The organism is Reyranella sp. GW821-FHT12G01 (genome assembly GCF_058806575.1).
This window is the reverse complement of sequence record NZ_JBXAPV010000001.1, coordinates 91,316-109,786: the sequence shown is the minus strand read 5'-3', so window position 1 is coordinate 109,786 and position 18,471 is coordinate 91,316. Positions and strand designations below refer to the sequence as shown.

The following is an 18,471-nucleotide window of genomic DNA, read 5'->3' as shown; positions in this document are numbered from 1 at the left end:
CACGCAAGTCGCCTCAGCGTTGCAGGCAGCCCAAGGAGCTTCTCATGCTGGCACGACTAGGCCCCCGCCCGCTGCCGCTCCATCTGGGAACGGCCCTGATGACCTGGGCGAGCTCCGAAAGCGCGTGGAAGCTCTTGAAGCCCGGCTCGCAGAACTCGAGTCCCGCACAACAACCTCCTGAGTCGCTGGCGGCGCTGCTGCCGGAGATCGGCGCCCTCGAAGCGCAGGCAGGCGAGGGCAAGTTCGAAGAGGCGCTGAAGCGCGAGATCCTGCGCCGCATGGGCCGGCTGGCCGATGGCGTGCTCGCCTATCAGCGCAACGACATCCATCGCACCCTGGACGAGCCGCCTGCCGTCTGGAGCGAGGGCAACACGCGGCTGCTCGACTACGGCGCCACCAATCGCGCATCGCGCAAGCGCGGCACGCGCGCCGTGCTGGTCGTGCCCTCGCTGATCAACCGCTGGGAAGTGCTCGACCTCACCGCCGAGAAGAGCCTGCTGCGCGCCATGGCGGCGCAGGGGTTGCGGCCCTATCTCGTCGACTGGGGCACGCCCAACGGCGAGGAGCGCGGCTTCGACACGACGGCCTATGTGGCGCGGCTCGAACGGGCGCTCGCCTTCGTGGCCAAACGCGCGCGTCGGGCGCCGGCGGTGCTGGGCTATTGCATGGGCGGCACGCTCACCGTGGCGCTGGCCGCCCGCAAGCCGCGCCGCGTCGCGGGCCTCGCGCTGATGGCCGCACCGTGGGATTTCCACGCCGATCGCACCGGCCACGCTTTCCTTCTGTCGTCCGGACCGTTGCTCGCCGAGGTCGCCGACAAGGTCGGCGAACTGCCGGTCGATATCCTGCAGACCCTGTTCTGGTCGCTCGATCCCTGGCTATCGGTGAAGAAGTTCGGCCGGTTCCTCGGCCTCGATCCGAACGGCGAGCACGCCAAGGAATTCGTGCTGCTCGAGGACTGGCTGAACGGCGGCGCGCCGCTGGCCGGTCCGACGGCGCGCGAATGCCTGGTCGGCTGGTACGGCGACAACATTCCCGGCAGCAACAAATGGGTCGTCGGCGGCCGCCGCATCGTGCCGTCCAAGATCAAGGTGCCGTCGCTGGTCATGATCCCCTCGGGCGACCGCATCGTGCCGCCGCTCTCGGCCGCGGCATTGGCCGATCCAAAGAAGGGCCTCAAGAACGCAACGCGCATCGACCTGCCGCTCGGCCATATCGGCATGGTGGTGAGCGGCCGCGCCCGCGAACTGTGCTGGACGCCGCTGATCGAGTGGCTGGGCAACCTTCCGTCGCGACGGTCCCGTGTCGTCACCGGCTAGGTCCTTCGACTGGCGGGTGCCGGCGGTCTGGGCGGCGCTGCTGACCGTCTCGGTCTTCGCCCATGTCTATGTCGAGATCGCCAACGAAGCGGCGCGCGGTGTGCGCCTGTCGTTCGGCGGCGCCATGGCGATCCAGGTGTCGAGCCATCTGGTCGTGGCGGCGTTGTTGCCGGCGATCTACTGGCTGCACCGGCGCTGGCCCATCCCGCATCATCCGCGCAACCTCGCGATCCATGTCGCCGCGATCGTGCCGTTCAGCATCGCCCATACGCTGGGTATGGCGGCCCTTCGGCTGCTGTGGTTCGGCGGCATCGTCGGCGAACCGCACAGCTTTCCGCTCACCCTTGATCGGATGCTCTACGAGTTCGCCAAGGACATCATCGCCTACGGCCTGCTGAGCGCCGGCACGGTGGCGCTGCGTCATTACCTGACGCGGCCGGCGCCGTCGGAGGCCGTCGAAGCGGCCGCGCCGCCGGAGCCTGTATCGGCGCCTCTGCCCGAACGCTTCGCCGTTCGCCGCAAGGGCCGGGAGATCATGGTCGAGGTGGCCGACATCGACTGGATCGAAGCGTCGGGCAATTACGCCGTGCTCCATGTCGGCGACGAGACCTTCGAGATCCGCTCCTCGCTCACCAGGCTGGAGGGCGAGCTCGACCCGAAGCGGTTCGTGAGGGTGCACAAATCCCATCTGGTGAACATCGCCCGCGTGGTCGAGGTGACCCCCTGGGTGAACGGCGACTGGCGCATCCGCCTGCAGGGCGGCGCCGAGGTAAACCTGAGCCGCCGTTACCGCCAGCGGTTCGAGGCGCTGGCCCCCGTAAGAGCCTGACCGGACGTCCCATGAGGCCTGCCGGTCGTCCCACCGGCCACGCCGGTCGTCACAAAACGACGTGAAATCAACGGTTTGCAGGATAGGTCGAGGGTGTCCTTCCTCCGGAGCCCGCCATGCCCCCTGTCGCATTTTCTGACCGCCGCGCCGACCTCGACTGGCTGCGCGTCCTCGCCTTCGGCCTGCTGATTTTCTACCACGCCGGCATGGCCTGGTCGGGCTGGAGCTGGCACGTCACCAGCCCCGACAGTCTGGAAGGACTGCGCGAGGCCATGCGCTTCCTGAACCGCTGGCGCATGCCGCTGATCTTCGTGGTCTCGGGCGCGGCCATCATGCTGGCGCTGGGCGACCGCACGCCGGGCGCCTTCGTGCGCGACCGGCTGAAGCGGCTGCTGCTGCCGCTCGCCTTCGGCATGGTCGTGATCGTGCCGCCGCAGGTCTATCTGGAGCGCCTGTCGAGCGGCCAGTTCACCGGCTCGTTCCTGCAATGGCTGCCGCATGCTTTTGAGGGCGTCTACCCGAAGGGCAACATGAGCTGGCATCACCTCTGGTTCGTGGCCTACGTGCTGGTGCTCACCTTGGTCCTGCTGCCGGTCTTCCTGTGGGCGCGATCGCAAGCCGGGCAGGCGGTCGTCGCGAAGGCCGGCCGGATCGCGGCGCGCCATGGCCTGCAGTGGCTGATGGTGCTGCCGCTTGCCGCGTCGTACCTCTGGCTGGCGCCGATCTCCTGGAACATCAACGGGCTGGTAGGGGACTGGAACGGGCTCGTCTCCTACGGCGCGCTGCTGCTCTACGGCGCCTTCCTCTTCGGCTCGACCGACCTTTTAAGCGCCCTGCAGCGGCAGCGTTTTGTCTCGCTCGTCGTCGGGGTCGCGGCCTATGCGTTCCTCTATTTCGGTTACTTCGAAGGCACGGTGCGGCCGACCATCCCGCCGGCGGCGCGGCCGGTCTTCGTGCTGCTGTCGGCGATCAACGTCATGGCGTGGCTGTTCGCGATCATCGGCTTCGCGCACCGCTATCTGACGCGGCGGCCGGCTTTCCTCTCCGAGGCGACCGAAGCGGTCTATCCGTTCTATCTGATTCACCAGACGGTAACGGTGATCGCGGTCTGGGCGCTGCTGAAGGCCGGTGCTTCGCCGGTCCTAGGCTTCATCGTGGCAGTGGTCGCGACCTTCGCGGGGACATGGGCGATTTATGCAGGGCTGGTGCGCCCGTGGCGCTGGATCCGGCCGCTGTTCGGAATGAAGGCCGTCGGAACGGCGACCCGGCGGTCCTTGCCCCGCCGCGCGGCAGGCCTATAAATATCCGCAAGGGCGGCCTGCCATGGAGGATTTTATGACGGACATCGTTATCGCGAGCGCAGCGCGCACGCCAATCGGCTCGTTCAACGGCGCGTTCAGCGCAGTGCCGGCGCACGATCTCGGCAAGGTCGCCATCAAGGGTGCGCTCGAGCGCGCCAAGGTGAAGCCCGAGGAAGTCGACGAAGTCATCATGGGCCAGATCCTGACCGGCGGTCAGGGCCAGAACCCGGCGCGCCAGGCGGCCGTCAATTCGGGCATCCCGGTCGAGAAGACCGCGCTCGGCATCAACCAGCTCTGCGGCTCCGGCCTGCGCGCCGTCGCCTTCGGCTGGCAGGCGATCCGCAACGGCGACGCCAGCATCATGGTGGTCGGCGGCCAGGAGAGCATGAGCCAGGCGCCGCACGCCGCGCACATGCGCGACGGCACCAAGATGGGCGAGCTCAAGATGGTCGACACCATGCTGAAGGACGGCCTGTGGGATGCGTTCCACGGCTATCACATGGGCAACACCGCCGAGAACGTCGCGCAGAAGTTCCAGATCACGCGCGCCGAGCAGGACACGTTCGCGGCCTCGTCGCAGAACAAGGCCGAGGCGGCGCAGAAGTCCGGCCGCTTCAAGGACGAGATCGTCCCGGTCACCGTGAAGACCCGCAAGGGTGAGGTCGTCGTCGACAGCGACGAGTTCCCGCGTCACGGCACGACGGTCGAGGCGCTGGCCAAGCTGCGCCCGGCCTTCACCAAGGAAGGCGGCTCGGTCACCGCCGGCAATGCTTCGGGCATCAACGACGGCGCCGCGGCGCTGGTGCTGATGAGCGCTGATGAGGCCAAGAAGCGCGGCGTCACGCCGCTCGCCAAGATCGTGTCGTGGGCGACCACCGGCGTCGATCCGTCGATCATGGGCATCGGCCCGGTCACGGCCTCGCAGGAAGCGCTGAAGAAGGCCGGCTGGACGGTCAAGGATCTCGACCTCGTCGAAGCCAACGAAGCCTTCGCCGCGCAGGCGCTGGCCGTCGGCAAGCAGCTCGGCCTCGACGAGAGCAAGCTCAACGTCAACGGCGGCGCCATTGCGCTCGGCCATCCGATCGGCGCCTCGGGCGCGCGCGTCCTGACGACGCTGCTCTATGAAATGCAGAAGCGCGACGCCAAGAAGGGCCTCGCCACGCTGTGCATCGGCGGCGGCATGGGCATCGCGATGTGCGTCCAGCGCGACTAGTCCGGTCCGCGCCGAAATGAAAAACGCCCGAGGGAGAAATCCCTCGGGCGTTTTCTTTTGGCGGCTGGCAGAGGCTCAGTAGCTGATCTGCGTCCCGACCTGCGTTCCCTTGCGGACGAGCGCGCGGCCGTCGTCCTGCGAGAGCCAGGTGAGCTGGGCGTCGTTGGTGCCCTTGGTCTGGGCCAGCAGGAAGCGGGTCTCGCCGGGGACGACCGTGATGATCAGCTCGGTGTTTTCCTGGCTGCCGTAGGCGCGCAGGTCGTAGGGATTGGGCGGCAGGTCGAGGCGCATCCAGGTCGAGCCGGCTAGGCTGCCGACGGCGTTGCGGCTCATGGTGATGGGGATGTTCGGCGCATCCGGCGGAGCGGTGTCGCGCACGATGTAGAGCGCGGCCATGCCGTCCTTCGCGACCGGGAAGGAGTTCGTGCCATAGGCCTGGTACCAGGGCGACGGCGAGCCCGGGCCGGGCTGGCAGGCGGACAGGGAAAGCACCAGCAACGCGGCGCCCAGAAACTTCTTCATGCAACGACCTCCGCCGGCAAATTCCGACGGACGGGCCTGCGGGTCAAGCCTCAGCCTGTCGCTGGCGCGGGCAGGACGCGCAGCCGTGCCAGCGGTGACAGGACGATGACGAGGGTCGAGAGGGCGAAAGCCACGACGATCAGCAGCAGGGCGGCGTGCATCCCGGCCTGCGCCGCCACCAGCCCGCCGGCCAGGGCGCCCAGCGGGCGAACGCCGTAGATCGCGGTCTGCACCGTGGCGTTGACCCGGCCCATCAGCGGCGACGGCGTCACGAGCTGGCGCACGGTGGTCTGGCAGATCAGCCACAGCATCGGCCCGAAGCCCACGAGGAAATAGCCGCCGGCCGCAAAGACGAGGCCGTTGCCCGAGGGCGCCGCGAGGAACAGCAGCGCCGCGACGATCGACACGGCCGGTCCGAAGATCAGCGTCACCAGCGGCGGCAGGCGGCGCGCCGTGACCGGCGCCACCAGCGCGCCGAGGATCAGCCCGGCGCCGTAGGTCGATTGCGCGAGACCCATATGCGCCGGGTCGAGGCCGAGCGGTCCCAGCGCCAGCGGCGCCCAGATGGCGAGCAGGGCGAAGAAGGCGAAGTTCCAGAAGATCGCGCAGAGGCTGATGCCGCGTAAAAGCTCGTTGCGCACGACGAAGGACGTGCCGAGCCGAATGGCGCTGGCGAGGCTCGGCCGCTCGGCGCCCGCTGCCGGGGCCTTGCCCTCCGGCAGGGCGAGCACGCAGACCAGCGCCAGGGCCGCGCCCAGCGCCGCCAGCGCATAGCCCCAGGTCGGCGACAGGTGCTGCGCCAGCAGGCCCGCCACGAACGGTGCGGCAAGGCTCACTACGGCGCGCGCCAGTTCGAGGCGCGCATTGGAGCGCGGCAGGTCGCCCGCCGCGACCAGGCTCGGCAGCAGCGAGACCGAGGTCAGGACATAGACCACGGTGCCCGAGGCGCCGGCGATGGCGGCCAGGCCCAGCAGGAAGACGTAGCCGGTGGCCGCCGCCGCGACCGCGACCATCGAGGCGGTGAGGCCGAGCGCCAGCGCCACGATTAGCATGCGGCGGCGCGGCATGCGGTCGATCCAGGCGCCGGCCGGCAGGGAGACCAGCAGCCAGGATGCACTTTGCGCGGCCACCAGAAGGCCGAGCAGGTCCGGACCGGCGCCCAGGACGAGGGTCGCGGTCAGCGGCAGGGTTGCGAGCGCCATCTGGTCGGCGGCGTGGGTCCCGGCGGCGGCGCCGAGCAGGGCGGTGAAAGGTTTCATGCCGCCGTTCTAGGGCCGCGTTGCCGCGCGCCTCTATCCGCCGGCGTCGCTCAATTCAGATATCGAAGCGACATCAATCTGACGCTTGCCCGCGATGGGGGATAACCGGCTAGAGTGTGGGGGCGTTTTCATCAGGGAGGAAACAATGGCCGGACGGGTAGCAGTCGTAACGGGCGGAACACGTGGCATCGGTGGCGCCATCTCCCGGATGTTGAAGGACAAGGGCTACAAGGTCGCCGCGACCTATGCGGGCAACGACGAGGCCGCCAACAAGTTCAAGGCCGAGACCGGCATCAACGTCTACAAGTTCGACGTCGGCGACTTCGCGGCCTGCCAGTCGGTGATCGCCGACATCGAGAAGGATCTCGGTCCGGTCGACGTGCTCGTGAACAACGCCGGCATCACCCGCGATTCCACGATGCGCCGCCTCACGCGCGACATGTGGGACGCCGTCATCGACACCAACCTCGGCTCCTGCTTCAACATGAGCAAGGCGGTGTGGGACGGCATGAACACGCGTGGCTTCGGTCGCATCGTCAACATCGGCTCGATCAACGGCCAGGGCGGCCAGTACGGCCAGGTGAACTATGCCGCCGCCAAGTCGGGCATCCACGGCTTCACCAAGGCGTTGGCCCAGGAAGGCGCGCCCAAGGGCATCACCGTCAATGCGATCGCGCCGGGCTACACCGACACCGACATGGTGTCGGCGGTGCCGGCCAACGTGCTGGAGAAGATCGTGGCCAAGATCCCGGTCGGCCGTCTCGGCAAGGCCGAGGAAATCGGCCGCGGCGTGATGTTCCTGATCGCCGACGATGCCGGCTTCATCACCGGCTCGACCCTGTCGATCAACGGCGGCCAGCACATGTACTGACGTCAGCTTGGGGCTGACAACCGGCGCGAAAACGCCAAGATGCGGGCCGGCATATTCTGCCGGCCCTTTTCATTCGTGTTCTTTCGTGGGAGCGACACGTGGCCAAGCTGACCGAGTACAAGGACATGAACCCGCGGGCCAAGGCGGTGGTCGAAGGCATCGCCAAGGCGCGCGGTAGCGATCCGGCGAACATCAACAATGTCTGGAAGGCGCTCGCCCACCATCCCGACACGATGGAGCGCTTCGCCGCCGAGATGAAGGCGGTGATGGCGCCCGGCACGCTCGACGGCCTCACCAAGGAACTGATCTATCTCGCGGTGTCGGTCGCCAACCAGTGCGACTACTGCATCGCCTCGCACGGCACGATGGCGCGCCAGAAGGGCATGACCGAGGAGATGTTCGGAGAGTTCATGGCGGTCGTGCTGGCCGCGCAGAAGGGCAACAAGATCGCGACGGCCTATCGTGTGCCAGTCGATGCAGCGTTCGAGGAGAAGTGACGTGAGCGACGGAAAGTCCACGACGTGGGATGCCAATCTCTACCTGAAATTCGCCGATCACCGCATGCGGCCGGCGCTCGACCTGATGGGCCGGCTCGATCCGGCGAACGGCGCGCGCCCCGGTCATGCGGTCTACGATCTGGGCTGCGGCGCCGGTAACATCTCGCGCATCCTGGCCGAGCGTTTCCCCGAGGCGCAGGTCGTCGGCATCGATTCGTCGGAGGAGATGCTCGCCAAGGCACGCAGCCAGACGGTCGATGCGCGCGTGACCTTCGAGAAGGGCGACCTCGCGCACTTCAAGCCGAACCTGCCGGCCGGCATCCTCTACAGTAACGCCGCCTATCAGTGGCTCGACGGCCACATCGACATGTTCCCCGGCCTGATGAAGCTGCTGCCGTCCGGCGGCCAGCTCGCGATCCAGATGCCGCGTAACCACGAGGCACCCTCGCATGCCTCGATGCACGAGGCGGCCATCGCCGGCCCGTGGCGCGACAAGCTCACCAAGGTGCGCCCGATCGTGCGGGTCGAGGAACCGGACCGTTATTACGACGTGCTCAAGCCGTTCTGTTCGGATCTCGAGGTCTGGGAATCGATCTACCAGCAGCCGCTCACCGGCAAGGATCCGGTGGCGCAGTACACCTCGTCGACTGGCCTTCGGCCCTATCTCGAGCTGCTGCAGGAGCCGGAGCGCACGCAGTTCTACGACACCTACGCAGCCCTTCTGGCCAAGGCCTATCCGACGCGGCCCGACGGCATCACGCTGTTCCCGTTCCGCCGCCTGTTCATCGTGGGGCGCCGCGCATGAGCGTGCGCCGCCTGTTCGGCCTCGCGCTGCTGCTGCTCGCGGCCGCTCGCGCGCCCTCCGTGCAGGCGGCGCCGCAGTCGATGGTGGCGGCCGCCCATCCGCTGGCCGTCGAGGCGGGACTGGAGATGCTGCGCCGTGGCGGCACCGCCGTCGATGCGGCGATCGCCGTGCAGATGGTTTTAGGCGTCGTCGAACCGCATGCCTCGGGCATCGGCGGCGGCGGCTTCCTGATGCACTACGACGCCGCGACCCAGACCATCACCGCCTATGACGGTCGCGAGACGGCGCCGGCCGGCGCGAAGCCCACCATGTTCCTCGCGCCCGACGGCAAGCCGCTGGGTTATCGCGAGGCCGTCTTCTCGGGCATCTCCGTCGGTGTGCCTGGCGTCATGGCCATGCTGGAACTCGCGCACAAGGAGAAGGGCAAGCTTGCCTGGGGCGATCTGTTCGGGCCGGCGATCGTCGCGGCGCGCGACGGCTTCCCGGTCTCGTCGCGTCTCGCCGCCTGGCTCCAGAGGATGATGCCCTTGCTGCGGGACGAGCCGGGCATCGTCGCGACCTACTTCAATCCCGACGGCAGCCCGCGCAAGCTGAACGAAAAGATCACCAACGCAGCGCTTGCCGCGACGATGGAGCTGATCGCCCAGCAGGGCGCGCGCGTGATGTACGAAGGCCCTGTCGCCGCCGAGATGATCGAGCGGGTGCATGGCCATCGCCGACCCGGCACGCTCTCCCTTGCCGATCTCGCCGACTACAAGCCGGTCAAGCGTGAGGCCGTGTGCGGCCCCTATCGCGTCTGGACCGTCTGCGGCATGCCTCCGCCGTCGTCGGGCGGCATCGCGATCCTGCAGGTGCTGGAGCTGCTTCAGCCTTTCGACATCCAGCGCGATGCGCCCAACGACCTGCGGGCCACCCATCTGATCGCCGAGGCGAGCCGGCTCGCCTTCGCCGACCGCGACCGCTACGTCGCCGATCCGGCTTTCGTGGATGTGCCGGTGGCCGGGCTGCTGTCGTCCGCCTATCTCGCGGAACGGCGCAAGCTGATGTCGCCCGACCGCAGCATGGGCAAGGTCGGTCCCGGCGTGCCGCCGGGCTATGTCGAGCGCGGCACCAGCCACATCAGCATCGTCGATCGCTGGGGCAATGCCGTCAGCTTCACCACCACCATCGAGGCGCCGTTCGGCGCCGGGATGATGGTGCGAGGCTTCCTGCTGAACAACGAACTCACCGATTTCTCGCCGCGGCCCGAGCTGGACGGCAAGCCGGTCGCCAACCGCGTGCAGCCCGGCAAGCGGCCGCGCTCCTCGATGTCGCCGTCCTTCGTGTTCGATCGGGACAAGAAACTGGTGGTGGTCGCGGGCTCGGCGGGCGGGCCGCGGATCATCGGCGACACCCTGCAGGCCCTGATCGGGATGCTCGACTGGGACCTGTCGGCCCAGGCGGCGGTCGACCTGCCGCGGGTCGCCAACATGAACGACGCGACCGAGCTGGAGGAGGGGACGCCGATCGCCGACCAGGCGGGTGCCTTGCGCGCGCTGGGCCATGAAGTACAAGTCCGCCGGCATGAAGGCGGCCTGACGGCCCTCCGGCGCACGGGCGACGGGTGGGAAGGGGGCGCCGACCCGCGACGCGATGGCGTCGCCCGAGGAGAATAAGACGTGGCCCTGAAGAAACTCCCCTCCGTCATCCTGCGCGCCGGCGAGGATCGCCGTGTCCGCGGCGGCCATCCCTGGGCCTTCTCCAACGAGATCCTGATGGACGCCGATGCCAAGGCGATCCCCGTGGGCAGCCTGGCGACCTTGCGCGCGCCGGGTGGCGAGGCGCTCGGTCTCTGCACCTTCAACCCGCACTCGCTGATCGCGGCCCGCCTTCTCACCACGAACCCTGAAGCCCAAGTCGATGCGCTGTTCCTCGGCCGCCGGCTGACCCAGGCGGCCGCCCTGCGCGACCGGCTGGTGGGCGTTCCCTATTACCGCCTGATCCATGCCGAGGCCGACGGGCTGCCGGGCGTGATCATCGACCGCTTCGGCGATGCCTTCGTGGTCCAGGTGAACACCGCCGGCATGGATGCGCTGACGCCGGTCCTGCTCGAGGCGCTGGAGGCGGAGTTCAAGCCGGCCACCATCATCCTCAAGAACGATTCGCCGGTGCGGGTGCTCGAAGGCCTGCCGCGCGAGGTCGTGGTCGCCAAGGGCGAGGCCGGCAGCATCGAGCTGATCGAGAACGACGCCCGCTTCGTGGCCGACCTTTCGGAAGGCCAGAAGACCGGCTGGTTCTACGACCAGCGCGACAACCGCCGCTTCATGGCGAGGCTGGCCAAGGATGCGCGCGTCCTCGACGCCTATTGCTACAGCGGCGGCTTCGGCGTGCTGGCCGCGAAGCATGGTGCAAAGTCGGTCCTCTGCCTCGACCGCTCGCAGCCCGCGCTCGATGCCGCGGCACGGGCCGTCGAGCTGAACGATGTCGGCAAGATCGTGACGCTGCAGAAGACCGAAGTGTTCGAGGCGCTGGAGAAGCAGAAGCCGCGCAGCTACGAGGTCGTGATCTGCGACCCGCCGGCCTTCGTGAAGAACCGCAAGGATCTCAAGATCGGCGCGCAGGGCTATCGCAAGCTGGTGCGGCTGGCCGCGCCGCTGGTCACCCGGGGCGGCTTCTTCTTCGTGGCCTCATGCTCGCATCTCGTCGACGTGCCGCTGTTCGCCGAACAGGTCCGCCGCGGCCTGCGCGATGCCGAGCGCAGCGGCCGCATCCTGCGCACCAGTGGTGCGGCGCTCGACCATCCGGTCCATCCGGCCCTGCCGGAGACGGCCTATCTGAAAGCCATGGTGCTGCAACTCGACTGATCGCGTGACGGGGGAGAGGGGATGTCGACACAAGGTAACGCGCCGTCGCGGCGCGGCGTCATCGTTGCCGGGGCACTGATCGCCCTTGCCGGCACGGTCGAAGCGCAGCCGGCAGCCGATGCGGCGCCGCTGCGTGCGATCATGGAGCGCTACGCCGCCGCCCTTCGCGCCAACGATGTCGATACTCTCGTGTCCCTCTACACCGCCAACGGCGTCTTCATGCGCGAGGACATGCCCGCGGTGGTCGGGCGCGACGCCTTGCGCGCGGCCTATCGCCAGATTTTCGCCACCTTGAAGCTCGATCTCACCTTCGATGTCGTTGAAGCCGAGATCGCCGGCGACATGGGCTGGCTGCGCGCGGTCTCCAGGGGAAAGATCAAGCTCCTCACGACCGGCGTGGAGACGACCGACTCGTTCAACGAGATGATCGTCTTCCGGCGTGAAGCGGATGGCTGGAAGATCCGCAGCTGCCTCTATGCCTCCAATCAACCCGGCGCCCAGCCACCGAAGTGATCGAAGAGACAGCACCATGATGCGCCAGCTTCTTCTCGCTGTTGCGATTGTCTGCCTTGTCGGAACCGGCTGCTCGATCCCCGACCGTGGCGATGCGGTGCCGCGCGCCGACACTACGCGGGCGATGCCGCTCGGCATTCCCAACGCGCGCTTCTTCGCCGACGCCGATCCGAAGGCGATGGTCGAGGAGGGCGTGCAGTCGGGCATACGCGAGGCCGCGGCGCTCCGGGCCGAAGGCAAGGCGCCGACCACCATGACGCCGGCCTACTTCCTGGCCATCTCTGGCGGCGGCGACAACGGCGCCTACGGCTCGGGCCTGCTGAACGGATGGACGGCGCTCGGGACGCGGCCGCAGTTCAAGATCGTCACCGGCGTCAGCACCGGGGCGCTGATCGCTCCGTTCGCCTTCCTCGGCTCCGCCTACGACAGGCAGTTGCGCGACGTCTACACGACCATGACGGCCGAGAAGGTCTATCGCCGGCGTTTCATCACGGCGGCCGTGTTCGACGACAGCATGGCCGATTCGGCGCCGCTCGCTGAGGTGATCGCCAGCTACGCCGACCAGAAGCTGCTGGATGCGATTGCCGTCGAATACAACAAGGGCCGGTTGCTGATGATCGGCACGACCGATCTCGACGCCCAGCGGCCGGTGATCTGGAACATCGGTGCCATCGCCGCCAGCGGCCATCCCGGCGCGCTCGAACTCTTCCGCAAGATCCTGCGCGCCTCGGCCGCCATCCCCGGCCTCTTCCAGCCGGTGATGATGGACGTCGAACTCGACGGCAAGAAGTACCAGGAGATGCATGTCGACGGCGGCGCCATCGCCCAGCTCTTCCTCTATCCGCCGTCGATCGACATCGCGAGCCTGAAGCGGCCGCGCATTGCCTATATCATCCGCAACGGCCGCCTCGACCCCGACTATGCGATGTCCGAACGCCGGACGATCTCGATCGCCGGCCGCGCGATCATCGCCATGCTGGCCGCCAGCGGCACCAACGACGTGCTGCGGACCTACTTCGTCGCTCAGCGCGACAAGGTCGACTACAACCTGGCCTATATCGGCTCCGACTTCGATGCGCCCAAGAAGGGCGAGTTCGACCAGACCTACATGAACGCGCTCTACGAATACGGCGTGCGCCAGATGGTCGACGGCAAGGCCTGGCACAAGCAACCGCCCGGCCTGGGAACGCTGACCGCCGTGCCGACCCGCTGACTCCGGATCAGCGGGCGATCAGCAGCACCGGGCTCCTGATCGCACGGATCAGCGATAGGCTGCGCGAACTCAGGAACTTCGCGTCGCCATGGCGCAGCGAGGTGCCCAGCACGACGAGGTCGTACCGCCCGCGATAGGCGGCGCGGCGGATCTCCGCTTCGGGATGGGTGTTGGTCGCGGTGAGGCCGCGCACCGGCACGCCGCCGCGCTTGCCGAGGCGATGGACGTCGACCAGCACCGACATGCCGAGGCGGCGGGCGCGGCCGCGCAGCAGCAGCGTGTCCTCGCTCGGATCGAAGACGTGCAGGGCGGTCAGCTTGCCGTGGCTGGCGGCTGCCAGGGTGAGGGCGATCTCGGTGGCAAGGCGGGCGTCGGGGCTGCCGCCGGTCGGGACCAGGATGTCGAGCGGACCGGTCGATACGGCGGTATGGCCGCCATTGACCAGGATCGCGACAGGGCCGTCGAACGACGCGACCAGCCGCTGCAGTCGCTCCTCGAAGCGCGGCGCCTCGCGGGAGATCGGCTGGTCGAGACCCACGAAGGCGATGCTGTAGCCCTTGGCCGCTTCCTTCTCGATCGCGTCCTCGGCCGTCGGGCTGCGCACCTGCAGCAGCTCCTCGACCGGCACCCGGACCGGCGCAGCGCCCTCGGAGGCCTCGGCCTTCGCCGACGGCGGCGAGCCGCGGTCTAGGGCCGCGCGCATCGCCTCGGCGAGCCTGTCCTTCGCCGAAAGCTTGCCTTCCTCGTTTGCGCCGTCGGTCCTCGCCGGCTGCAGCACCGTCGTCAGCACCTGCTGGCGGCCCGCGAAGAGCCCGGCGGCGGCGGTCGTCCAGCGTCCGTTGGCGCTGTCGTCGGCCAGCACCAGCGCGCGCTCCATCTTCGGCACGATCTGGTTCTGCTCGGCGTCTTCCTTGTCGAGCCGCTTCAGCTCGTCGTCGCGCAACGGCACGCGCGCCATCGCCCAGCGCAGGGTGGGCGGCATGATCATGGTCGTGACGACCGCCATGGCGACGATCATCGTGTAGAGCTGGTTGCTGAGCGCACCCATCGACAGGCCGATGCTGGCTATGATGACCTCGGTCGAGCCGCGGGCGTTGAGGCCCGTCGCAAGGGCCAGCGATTCGAGTCCGGTCAGCCCGCCCAGCCTGCCGCCGGCCAACGCGCCCAGAAACTTGCCGACGCTGGCGACCACGATGATCGCCAGCGTGAACAGCGCCAGGGTCGGGTCGAACAGCGTGCGCAGGTCCATGCCGAGCCCGGCCACGGCGAAGAAGACCGGGCTGAAGAAGGCGATGATGAAGCCGCGCAGCTCGCCCTCGATATGCTCGGTCAGAATCGGTGACTGGCCGATCAGCATGCCGGCGATGAAGGCGCCCAGCGCGGTGTGCACGCCGATCAGCTCGGTCATCAGTGCCATCGTGAGCGTGATCACCAGGATCGCGCTGATCACTGGCATCTCGATGGTGAGGTTGTCGTTGCACCACAGGATGATGCGCGCGACCAGCCGACGGCCGACGGTGAGGCTGGCGGCGAGGAAGATGGCGGTCAGCGCCAGGCTGGAGCCGACATCGGCCAGGCTGACGGTGCCGTGCGCGGCGATGCCCGAGATGACGGCGATGATCACCCAGGCCAGCGTGTCGTCGAGAATGGCGGTCGCCAGGATCAACTGGCCGAGGTCGCGGCGGATGGCGCCCACTTCCATCAGCACCATGGCCACGATCTTCACGGAAGAAATCGACAGCGCGGTGCCGAGGAACAAGGCCGTCACCAACCGGGCGGCGGGCGAAGGGATCAGCTCCATCGGCAACAGGTAGGCGAGTGCCACGCCGCAGGCGAAGGGAATGGCGATGCCCAGCAGCGACGTCGAGATCACGGCGCGACGCTTGCGGTTCACCAGCGCGAGATTGGTCTCCATGCCGGTGAGCAGCAGCAGGAGCAAAATGCCGATCTGCGAGACGGCATCGATCATGCTCTTGAGCGCAGGTGTATTGGGAAAGACGATGGCCCGCAGGTCGGGCAGCAGCAGGCCGAAGACCGAGGGCCCGAGCAGCACGCCGGCCAGGAGCTGGCCGAAGATGGCGGGCTGGCCGATCCGCGTCATCAGCTCGCCGATCAGGCGACCGAAGAACAGCAGCAGGATCAGCTCGGCTGCGAAGATTGCCGTCGTATGATCTGCCACGCCGTTCCCCCGGTCGCGCCGCCTCTCTTCCTGTCACGGATGGACGGCTGGCACGACTCGTGCTGACCTCTTCCGGGTTGAAGGAGACAATCGCTTGAACAAGGAAACGATTGAAGTGCTCGCGCGTTCCGCCGGGCTCGCCAAGGCACTGGCGGATTTTCCCGAGGATGTGACCGTCGCTGCGACACAGGCGGCCGATGTAGCGCAGAAGATCAAGCGCCCGGCCGATCCGACGGCCGAACCCTGGCCGCCGATGAAGGCGGGGACCACGCTATGAGCGACCTGCACTGGATGACGGTGACGGAAGCCGCGCGCGCCATCGCCGCCAGGGAACTTTCGCCCGTCGATCTCACCAAGGCGCTGCTCGACCGCATCGAGCAACTCGATCCCAGGCTCAATGCCTTCATCCTCGTCGATGGCGAGGCTGCGATGGCGGCTGCCCTGGCGGCCGAGACGGAAGCCGCGTCGGGCCGCCTGCGCGGGCCGCTGCACGGTGTGCCGGTCGGCATCAAGGACATCATCAACGTCGCGGGCCTGCCGACGACCTGCCATTCGAAGGTGCTGCAGGACAACATGGCGAGCGCCGACGCGGTCTGCGTCGAGAAGCTGCGTGGCGCCGGTGCCATCGTGCTGGGCAAGCTTTCCACGCACGAATTCGCCATCGGCGGTCCGAGCTTCGATCTGCCGTGGCCGCCGGCGCGCAACCCGTGGAATACCAATCATCATCCCGGTGGCTCCTCGTCCGGTTCCGGCTCGGGCGTGGCCGCAGGCCTGTTCCCGATGGCGTTGGGCACCGACACCGGCGGCAGCGTGCGCAACCCGGCGAGCTGCTGCGGCATCGTCGGCCTGAAGCCGACTTATGGTCTCGTCTCGCGCCGCGGCGTCTTCCCGCTCTCCTTCACGCTCGACCATGTCGGGCCGATGACCCGCACCGTCGCCGACAACGCGCTGATGCTGGGCGCGATCGCCGGCCACGATCCGCTCGACCCCGGCAGTGCGGCCGCGGCGCAGGGCCATTACGGCGCCGCGCTCGACCGCAGCCTGCGCGGGCTTCGTGTCGGCTTCGTGCGTCACTTCCATGAGATCGACACGCCGGCCCACCCGGAAGTCACCGCGGCGCTGGAGCATGTCGCGCGCAGCTTGCAGGTCGAGGGCGCGGAAGTGCGCAACATCACCCTGCCGACCCTGAACGAGTTCGGTGCGGTGAACCGCGTGATCCTGCAGAGCGAGGCCTGGTCGATCCACGGCCCGTGGCTCGGCGAGCGTCCCGGCGACTATGGCCAGCTCGCGCGTCGCCGCCTGATGGCCGGCGCCTTCATGAGCGCGGGCGACTACATGCTGGCGAGCCGTCGTCGCCTGCAGATGATCGCCGAGGTCGAGGCGGCGCTGCGTGACGTCGACGTGCTGCTCTGCGCCAGTTCGATGGACCCGGCCAGCCGCATCGACGACCTGGCCGAGGTCGAGCGCACCTATCCGCGCCAGGCTCGCACGCCGTTCAACGTCACCGGCCATCCCGCGCTTGCGATGATGGCGGGCCTCGCCGTGAACGGCCTGCCAGTCTCGGTCCAGTTCGTCGGTCGCTATTTCGACGAGGCGACGGTCTTCCAGGTGGCGCGCGCCTGGGAGCGCGTGGCCGGGACGGACAAAAAGCATCCGCCGATCCTCTGATTGGGGAAATAATTCGTTGAATTAGTTCTTGTCGTCCGAGCGGGCCTTGCCGGTCCGCCCGGCGGGGGCAAGATATTGCCCATGACCCAGAAGAAGCTTCGCCTCGGCGCCTTCATGCGCCCTGTCAGCATCCACACCGCCGCGTGGCGCTATCCCGGCGGCACACCGGACGCCAACTTCAACCTCAAGGCGCTGGTGAAGTACGCCCAGACCCTGGAGCGCGGGAAGTTCGACGCCTTCTTCATGGCCGACCACCTGGCCGTGCTGAACATGCCGATGGACGCGCTGAAGCGCAGCGCCACGGTGACCTCGTTCGATCCGCTGACGCTCCTGCCGGCGCTGGCGATGGCGACCAAGCATCTCGGCCTGATCGCCACCGCGTCGAGCACCTTCGAGCCGGCTTATACGATCGCGCGCCGCTTCGCCTCGCTCGACCATATCAGCGAGGGCCGCGCCGGCTGGAACCTGGTGACGACGTCCAATCCCGACGCCGCGCTGAACTTCGGCATGGACGACCAGATGCCCCATGCCGAGCGCTACGCGCGCGCCCGCGAGTTCTTCGACGTGGTGACGGGCCTGTGGGATTCGTGGGCCGACGACGCCTTCGTGCGCGACGTCGAGAACGGGATCTATTTCGATCCGTCGAAGCTGCATGTGCTCGATCACAAGGGCAAGTACCTGAAGGTGCGTGGGCCGCTGAACATCGCGCGGCCAGTGCAGGGCTGGCCGGTGATAGTGCAGGCCGGCGCATCCGATGCCGGCCGCCAGCTCGCGGCCGAGACGGCGGAGATGGTGTTTGCCGCCGGCGGTCCGATCGACGGCGCGCGCGCCTTCTATGCCGACGTGAAGGGCCGTGCGGCGAAGATCGGCCGCAACCCCGATCACATAAAGATCCTGCCCGGCGCTTTCGTGGTGGTGGGCGATTCGCTCGACGAGGCGAAGGAGAAGCGGGCGCGTCTCGACAGTCTGGTGAACTACGACAGCTCGATCGCCGCCGTCTCAATGGCGCTGGGCGTCGATGCGCGCAAGTTCGATCCCGACAAGCCGCTGCCCGACGATCTTCCCGAGACCGAGGCCAGCAAGAGCGGCCGCGATCGCGTTATCGACCTCGGCAAGCGCGAGAACCTGACGGTGCGCCAGATCGCCGGTCGCCTCGGCGGCTATGGCGGGCTCGGCATGCTGGGCACGCCGTCGATGATCGCCGACCAGATGCAGGAGTGGCTAGAGCGCGAAGCCTGCGACGGCTTCAACGTCATGTTCCCCTACCTGCCGGGCGGGCTCGACGACTTCGTCGACAAGGTCGTGCCCGAACTGCAGCGCCGCGGTCTCTTCCGCACAGAGTATGAGGGCACCACTTTGCGCGAGAATCTCGGGCTGCCGCGACCGGAGAACCGTTTTTTCGCGGCAACGGCCAAGGCGGCGGAGTAAGCTCCGCGCCC

At 68.1% G+C, this 18,471-nt stretch carries 17 protein-coding genes; 14 read left to right on the top strand and 3 right to left on the bottom strand.

Annotation, left to right across the window (positions count from 1 at the left end):
• Nucleotides 1-44: 44 nt before the first annotated feature.
• From AC1RP5_RS00525 to AC1RP5_RS00510, 4 genes are all read left to right on the top strand, one after another.
• Nucleotides 45-1,319 (top strand): alpha/beta fold hydrolase, encoded by a 1,275-nt coding sequence (locus AC1RP5_RS00525; protein ID WP_493108602.1) that lies wholly within the window; start codon nucleotides 45-47, stop codon nucleotides 1,317-1,319.
• Nucleotides 1,303-2,148: a LytTR family DNA-binding domain-containing protein gene (locus AC1RP5_RS00520; protein ID WP_493108601.1), complete on the top strand. Its 846-nt coding sequence runs from the start codon at nucleotides 1,303-1,305 to the stop codon at nucleotides 2,146-2,148. The genes AC1RP5_RS00525 and AC1RP5_RS00520 overlap by 17 nt, the downstream gene beginning before the upstream one ends.
• Nucleotides 2,149-2,264: 116 nt before the next feature.
• Entirely contained in the window at nucleotides 2,265-3,449 is a 1,185-nt protein-coding gene (locus tag AC1RP5_RS00515) for an acyltransferase family protein (RefSeq protein WP_493108600.1), read from the top strand.
• Between the two features lie 34 nt (nucleotides 3,450-3,483).
• Nucleotides 3,484-4,662: an acetyl-CoA C-acetyltransferase gene (locus AC1RP5_RS00510; protein ID WP_493108599.1), complete on the top strand. Its 1,179-nt coding sequence runs from the start codon at nucleotides 3,484-3,486 to the stop codon at nucleotides 4,660-4,662.
• 75 nt (nucleotides 4,663-4,737) lie between these two features.
• Here AC1RP5_RS00510 and AC1RP5_RS00505 read toward each other — a convergent pair whose 3' ends face one another.
• Together AC1RP5_RS00505 and AC1RP5_RS00500 are read right to left on the bottom strand one after the other, a co-directional pair.
• Nucleotides 4,738-5,184: a hypothetical protein gene (locus AC1RP5_RS00505; RefSeq protein WP_493108598.1), complete on the bottom strand. Its 447-nt coding sequence runs from the start codon at nucleotides 5,182-5,184 to the stop codon at nucleotides 4,738-4,740.
• A gap of 50 nt (nucleotides 5,185-5,234) precedes the next feature.
• Nucleotides 5,235-6,443 carry an MFS transporter gene (locus tag AC1RP5_RS00500; RefSeq protein WP_493108597.1) on the bottom strand — a complete coding sequence of 403 codons (1,209 nt, stop codon included), beginning with the start codon at nucleotides 6,441-6,443 and terminating at the stop codon, nucleotides 5,235-5,237.
• 145 nt (nucleotides 6,444-6,588) lie between these two features.
• Between AC1RP5_RS00500 and phbB the strand changes: the two genes are divergently transcribed.
• The 7 genes from phbB to AC1RP5_RS00465 all read left to right on the top strand — a co-directional run bounded on the left by phbB (nucleotide 6,589) and on the right by AC1RP5_RS00465 (nucleotide 13,185).
• A complete protein-coding gene (gene phbB, locus AC1RP5_RS00495; protein ID WP_493108596.1) occupies nucleotides 6,589-7,314 on the top strand; it encodes an acetoacetyl-CoA reductase in 726 nt (241 codons plus the stop codon).
• Between the two features lie 98 nt (nucleotides 7,315-7,412).
• Nucleotides 7,413-7,811 carry a carboxymuconolactone decarboxylase family protein gene (locus AC1RP5_RS00490; protein WP_493108595.1) on the top strand — a complete coding sequence of 133 codons (399 nt, stop codon included), beginning with the start codon at nucleotides 7,413-7,415 and terminating at the stop codon, nucleotides 7,809-7,811.
• A gap of 1 nt (nucleotide 7,812) precedes the next feature.
• The gene (locus AC1RP5_RS00485) at nucleotides 7,813-8,616 is read left to right on the top strand and encodes a methyltransferase domain-containing protein (protein ID WP_493108594.1); all 804 of its coding nucleotides are present in this window, start codon (nucleotides 7,813-7,815) and stop codon (nucleotides 8,614-8,616) included.
• Nucleotides 8,613-10,271: a gamma-glutamyltransferase gene (gene ggt / locus AC1RP5_RS00480; protein WP_493108593.1), complete on the top strand. Its 1,659-nt coding sequence runs from the start codon at nucleotides 8,613-8,615 to the stop codon at nucleotides 10,269-10,271. The genes AC1RP5_RS00485 and ggt overlap by 4 nt, the downstream gene beginning before the upstream one ends.
• A gap of 3 nt (nucleotides 10,272-10,274) precedes the next feature.
• Entirely contained in the window at nucleotides 10,275-11,459 is a 1,185-nt protein-coding gene (locus AC1RP5_RS00475) for a class I SAM-dependent rRNA methyltransferase (RefSeq protein ID WP_493108592.1), read from the top strand.
• Between the two features lie 21 nt (nucleotides 11,460-11,480).
• Nucleotides 11,481-11,972: a YybH family protein gene (locus tag AC1RP5_RS00470; RefSeq protein ID WP_493108591.1), complete on the top strand. Its 492-nt coding sequence runs from the start codon at nucleotides 11,481-11,483 to the stop codon at nucleotides 11,970-11,972.
• A gap of 16 nt (nucleotides 11,973-11,988) precedes the next feature.
• Complete coding sequence (locus AC1RP5_RS00465) at nucleotides 11,989-13,185, top strand: patatin-like phospholipase family protein (protein ID WP_493108590.1); 1,197 nt, start codon at nucleotides 11,989-11,991, stop codon at nucleotides 13,183-13,185.
• A gap of 7 nt (nucleotides 13,186-13,192) precedes the next feature.
• Here AC1RP5_RS00465 and AC1RP5_RS00460 read toward each other — a convergent pair whose 3' ends face one another.
• Nucleotides 13,193-15,364: a cation:proton antiporter domain-containing protein gene (locus AC1RP5_RS00460; RefSeq protein ID WP_493108589.1), complete on the bottom strand. Its 2,172-nt coding sequence runs from the start codon at nucleotides 15,362-15,364 to the stop codon at nucleotides 13,193-13,195.
• A 94-nt stretch (nucleotides 15,365-15,458) separates the two neighbouring features.
• Between AC1RP5_RS00460 and AC1RP5_RS00455 the strand changes: the two genes are divergently transcribed.
• From AC1RP5_RS00455 to AC1RP5_RS00445, 3 genes are all read left to right on the top strand, one after another.
• Entirely contained in the window at nucleotides 15,459-15,641 is a 183-nt protein-coding gene (locus AC1RP5_RS00455) for a hypothetical protein (protein WP_493108588.1), read from the top strand.
• Nucleotides 15,638-17,032, top strand: a complete 1,395-nt coding sequence (locus AC1RP5_RS00450) for an amidase (RefSeq protein WP_493108587.1) — start codon at nucleotides 15,638-15,640, stop codon at nucleotides 17,030-17,032. The genes AC1RP5_RS00455 and AC1RP5_RS00450 overlap by 4 nt, the downstream gene beginning before the upstream one ends.
• An 81-nt stretch (nucleotides 17,033-17,113) precedes the next feature.
• A complete protein-coding gene (locus AC1RP5_RS00445) occupies nucleotides 17,114-18,460 on the top strand; it encodes an LLM class flavin-dependent oxidoreductase (protein WP_493108586.1) in 1,347 nt (448 codons plus the stop codon).
• Nucleotides 18,461-18,471 lie beyond the last annotated feature (11 nt).

What these genes read in the sequence shown, in the direction of transcription:
- AC1RP5_RS00525 (WP_493108602.1), top strand. Translation starts at nt 45, where the DNA reads ATGCTGGCACGACTAGGCCCCCGCCCGCTGCCGCTCCATCTGGGAACG.
- AC1RP5_RS00515 (WP_493108600.1), top strand. Translation starts at nt 2,265, where the DNA reads ATGCCCCCTGTCGCATTTTCTGACCGCCGCGCCGACCTCGACTGGCTG.
- AC1RP5_RS00510 (WP_493108599.1), top strand. Translation starts at nt 3,484, where the DNA reads ATGACGGACATCGTTATCGCGAGCGCAGCGCGCACGCCAATCGGCTCG.
- AC1RP5_RS00505 (WP_493108598.1), bottom strand. Translation starts at nt 5,184, where the DNA reads ATGAAGAAGTTTCTGGGCGCCGCGTTGCTGGTGCTTTCCCTGTCCGCC.
- AC1RP5_RS00500 (WP_493108597.1), bottom strand. Translation starts at nt 6,443, where the DNA reads ATGAAACCTTTCACCGCCCTGCTCGGCGCCGCCGCCGGGACCCACGCC.
- phbB (WP_493108596.1), top strand. Translation starts at nt 6,589, where the DNA reads ATGGCCGGACGGGTAGCAGTCGTAACGGGCGGAACACGTGGCATCGGT.
- ggt (WP_493108593.1), top strand. Translation starts at nt 8,613, where the DNA reads ATGAGCGTGCGCCGCCTGTTCGGCCTCGCGCTGCTGCTGCTCGCGGCC.
- AC1RP5_RS00470 (WP_493108591.1), top strand. Translation starts at nt 11,481, where the DNA reads ATGTCGACACAAGGTAACGCGCCGTCGCGGCGCGGCGTCATCGTTGCC.
- AC1RP5_RS00465 (WP_493108590.1), top strand. Translation starts at nt 11,989, where the DNA reads ATGATGCGCCAGCTTCTTCTCGCTGTTGCGATTGTCTGCCTTGTCGGA.
- AC1RP5_RS00450 (WP_493108587.1), top strand. Translation starts at nt 15,638, where the DNA reads ATGAGCGACCTGCACTGGATGACGGTGACGGAAGCCGCGCGCGCCATC.
- AC1RP5_RS00445 (WP_493108586.1), top strand. Translation starts at nt 17,114, where the DNA reads ATGACCCAGAAGAAGCTTCGCCTCGGCGCCTTCATGCGCCCTGTCAGC.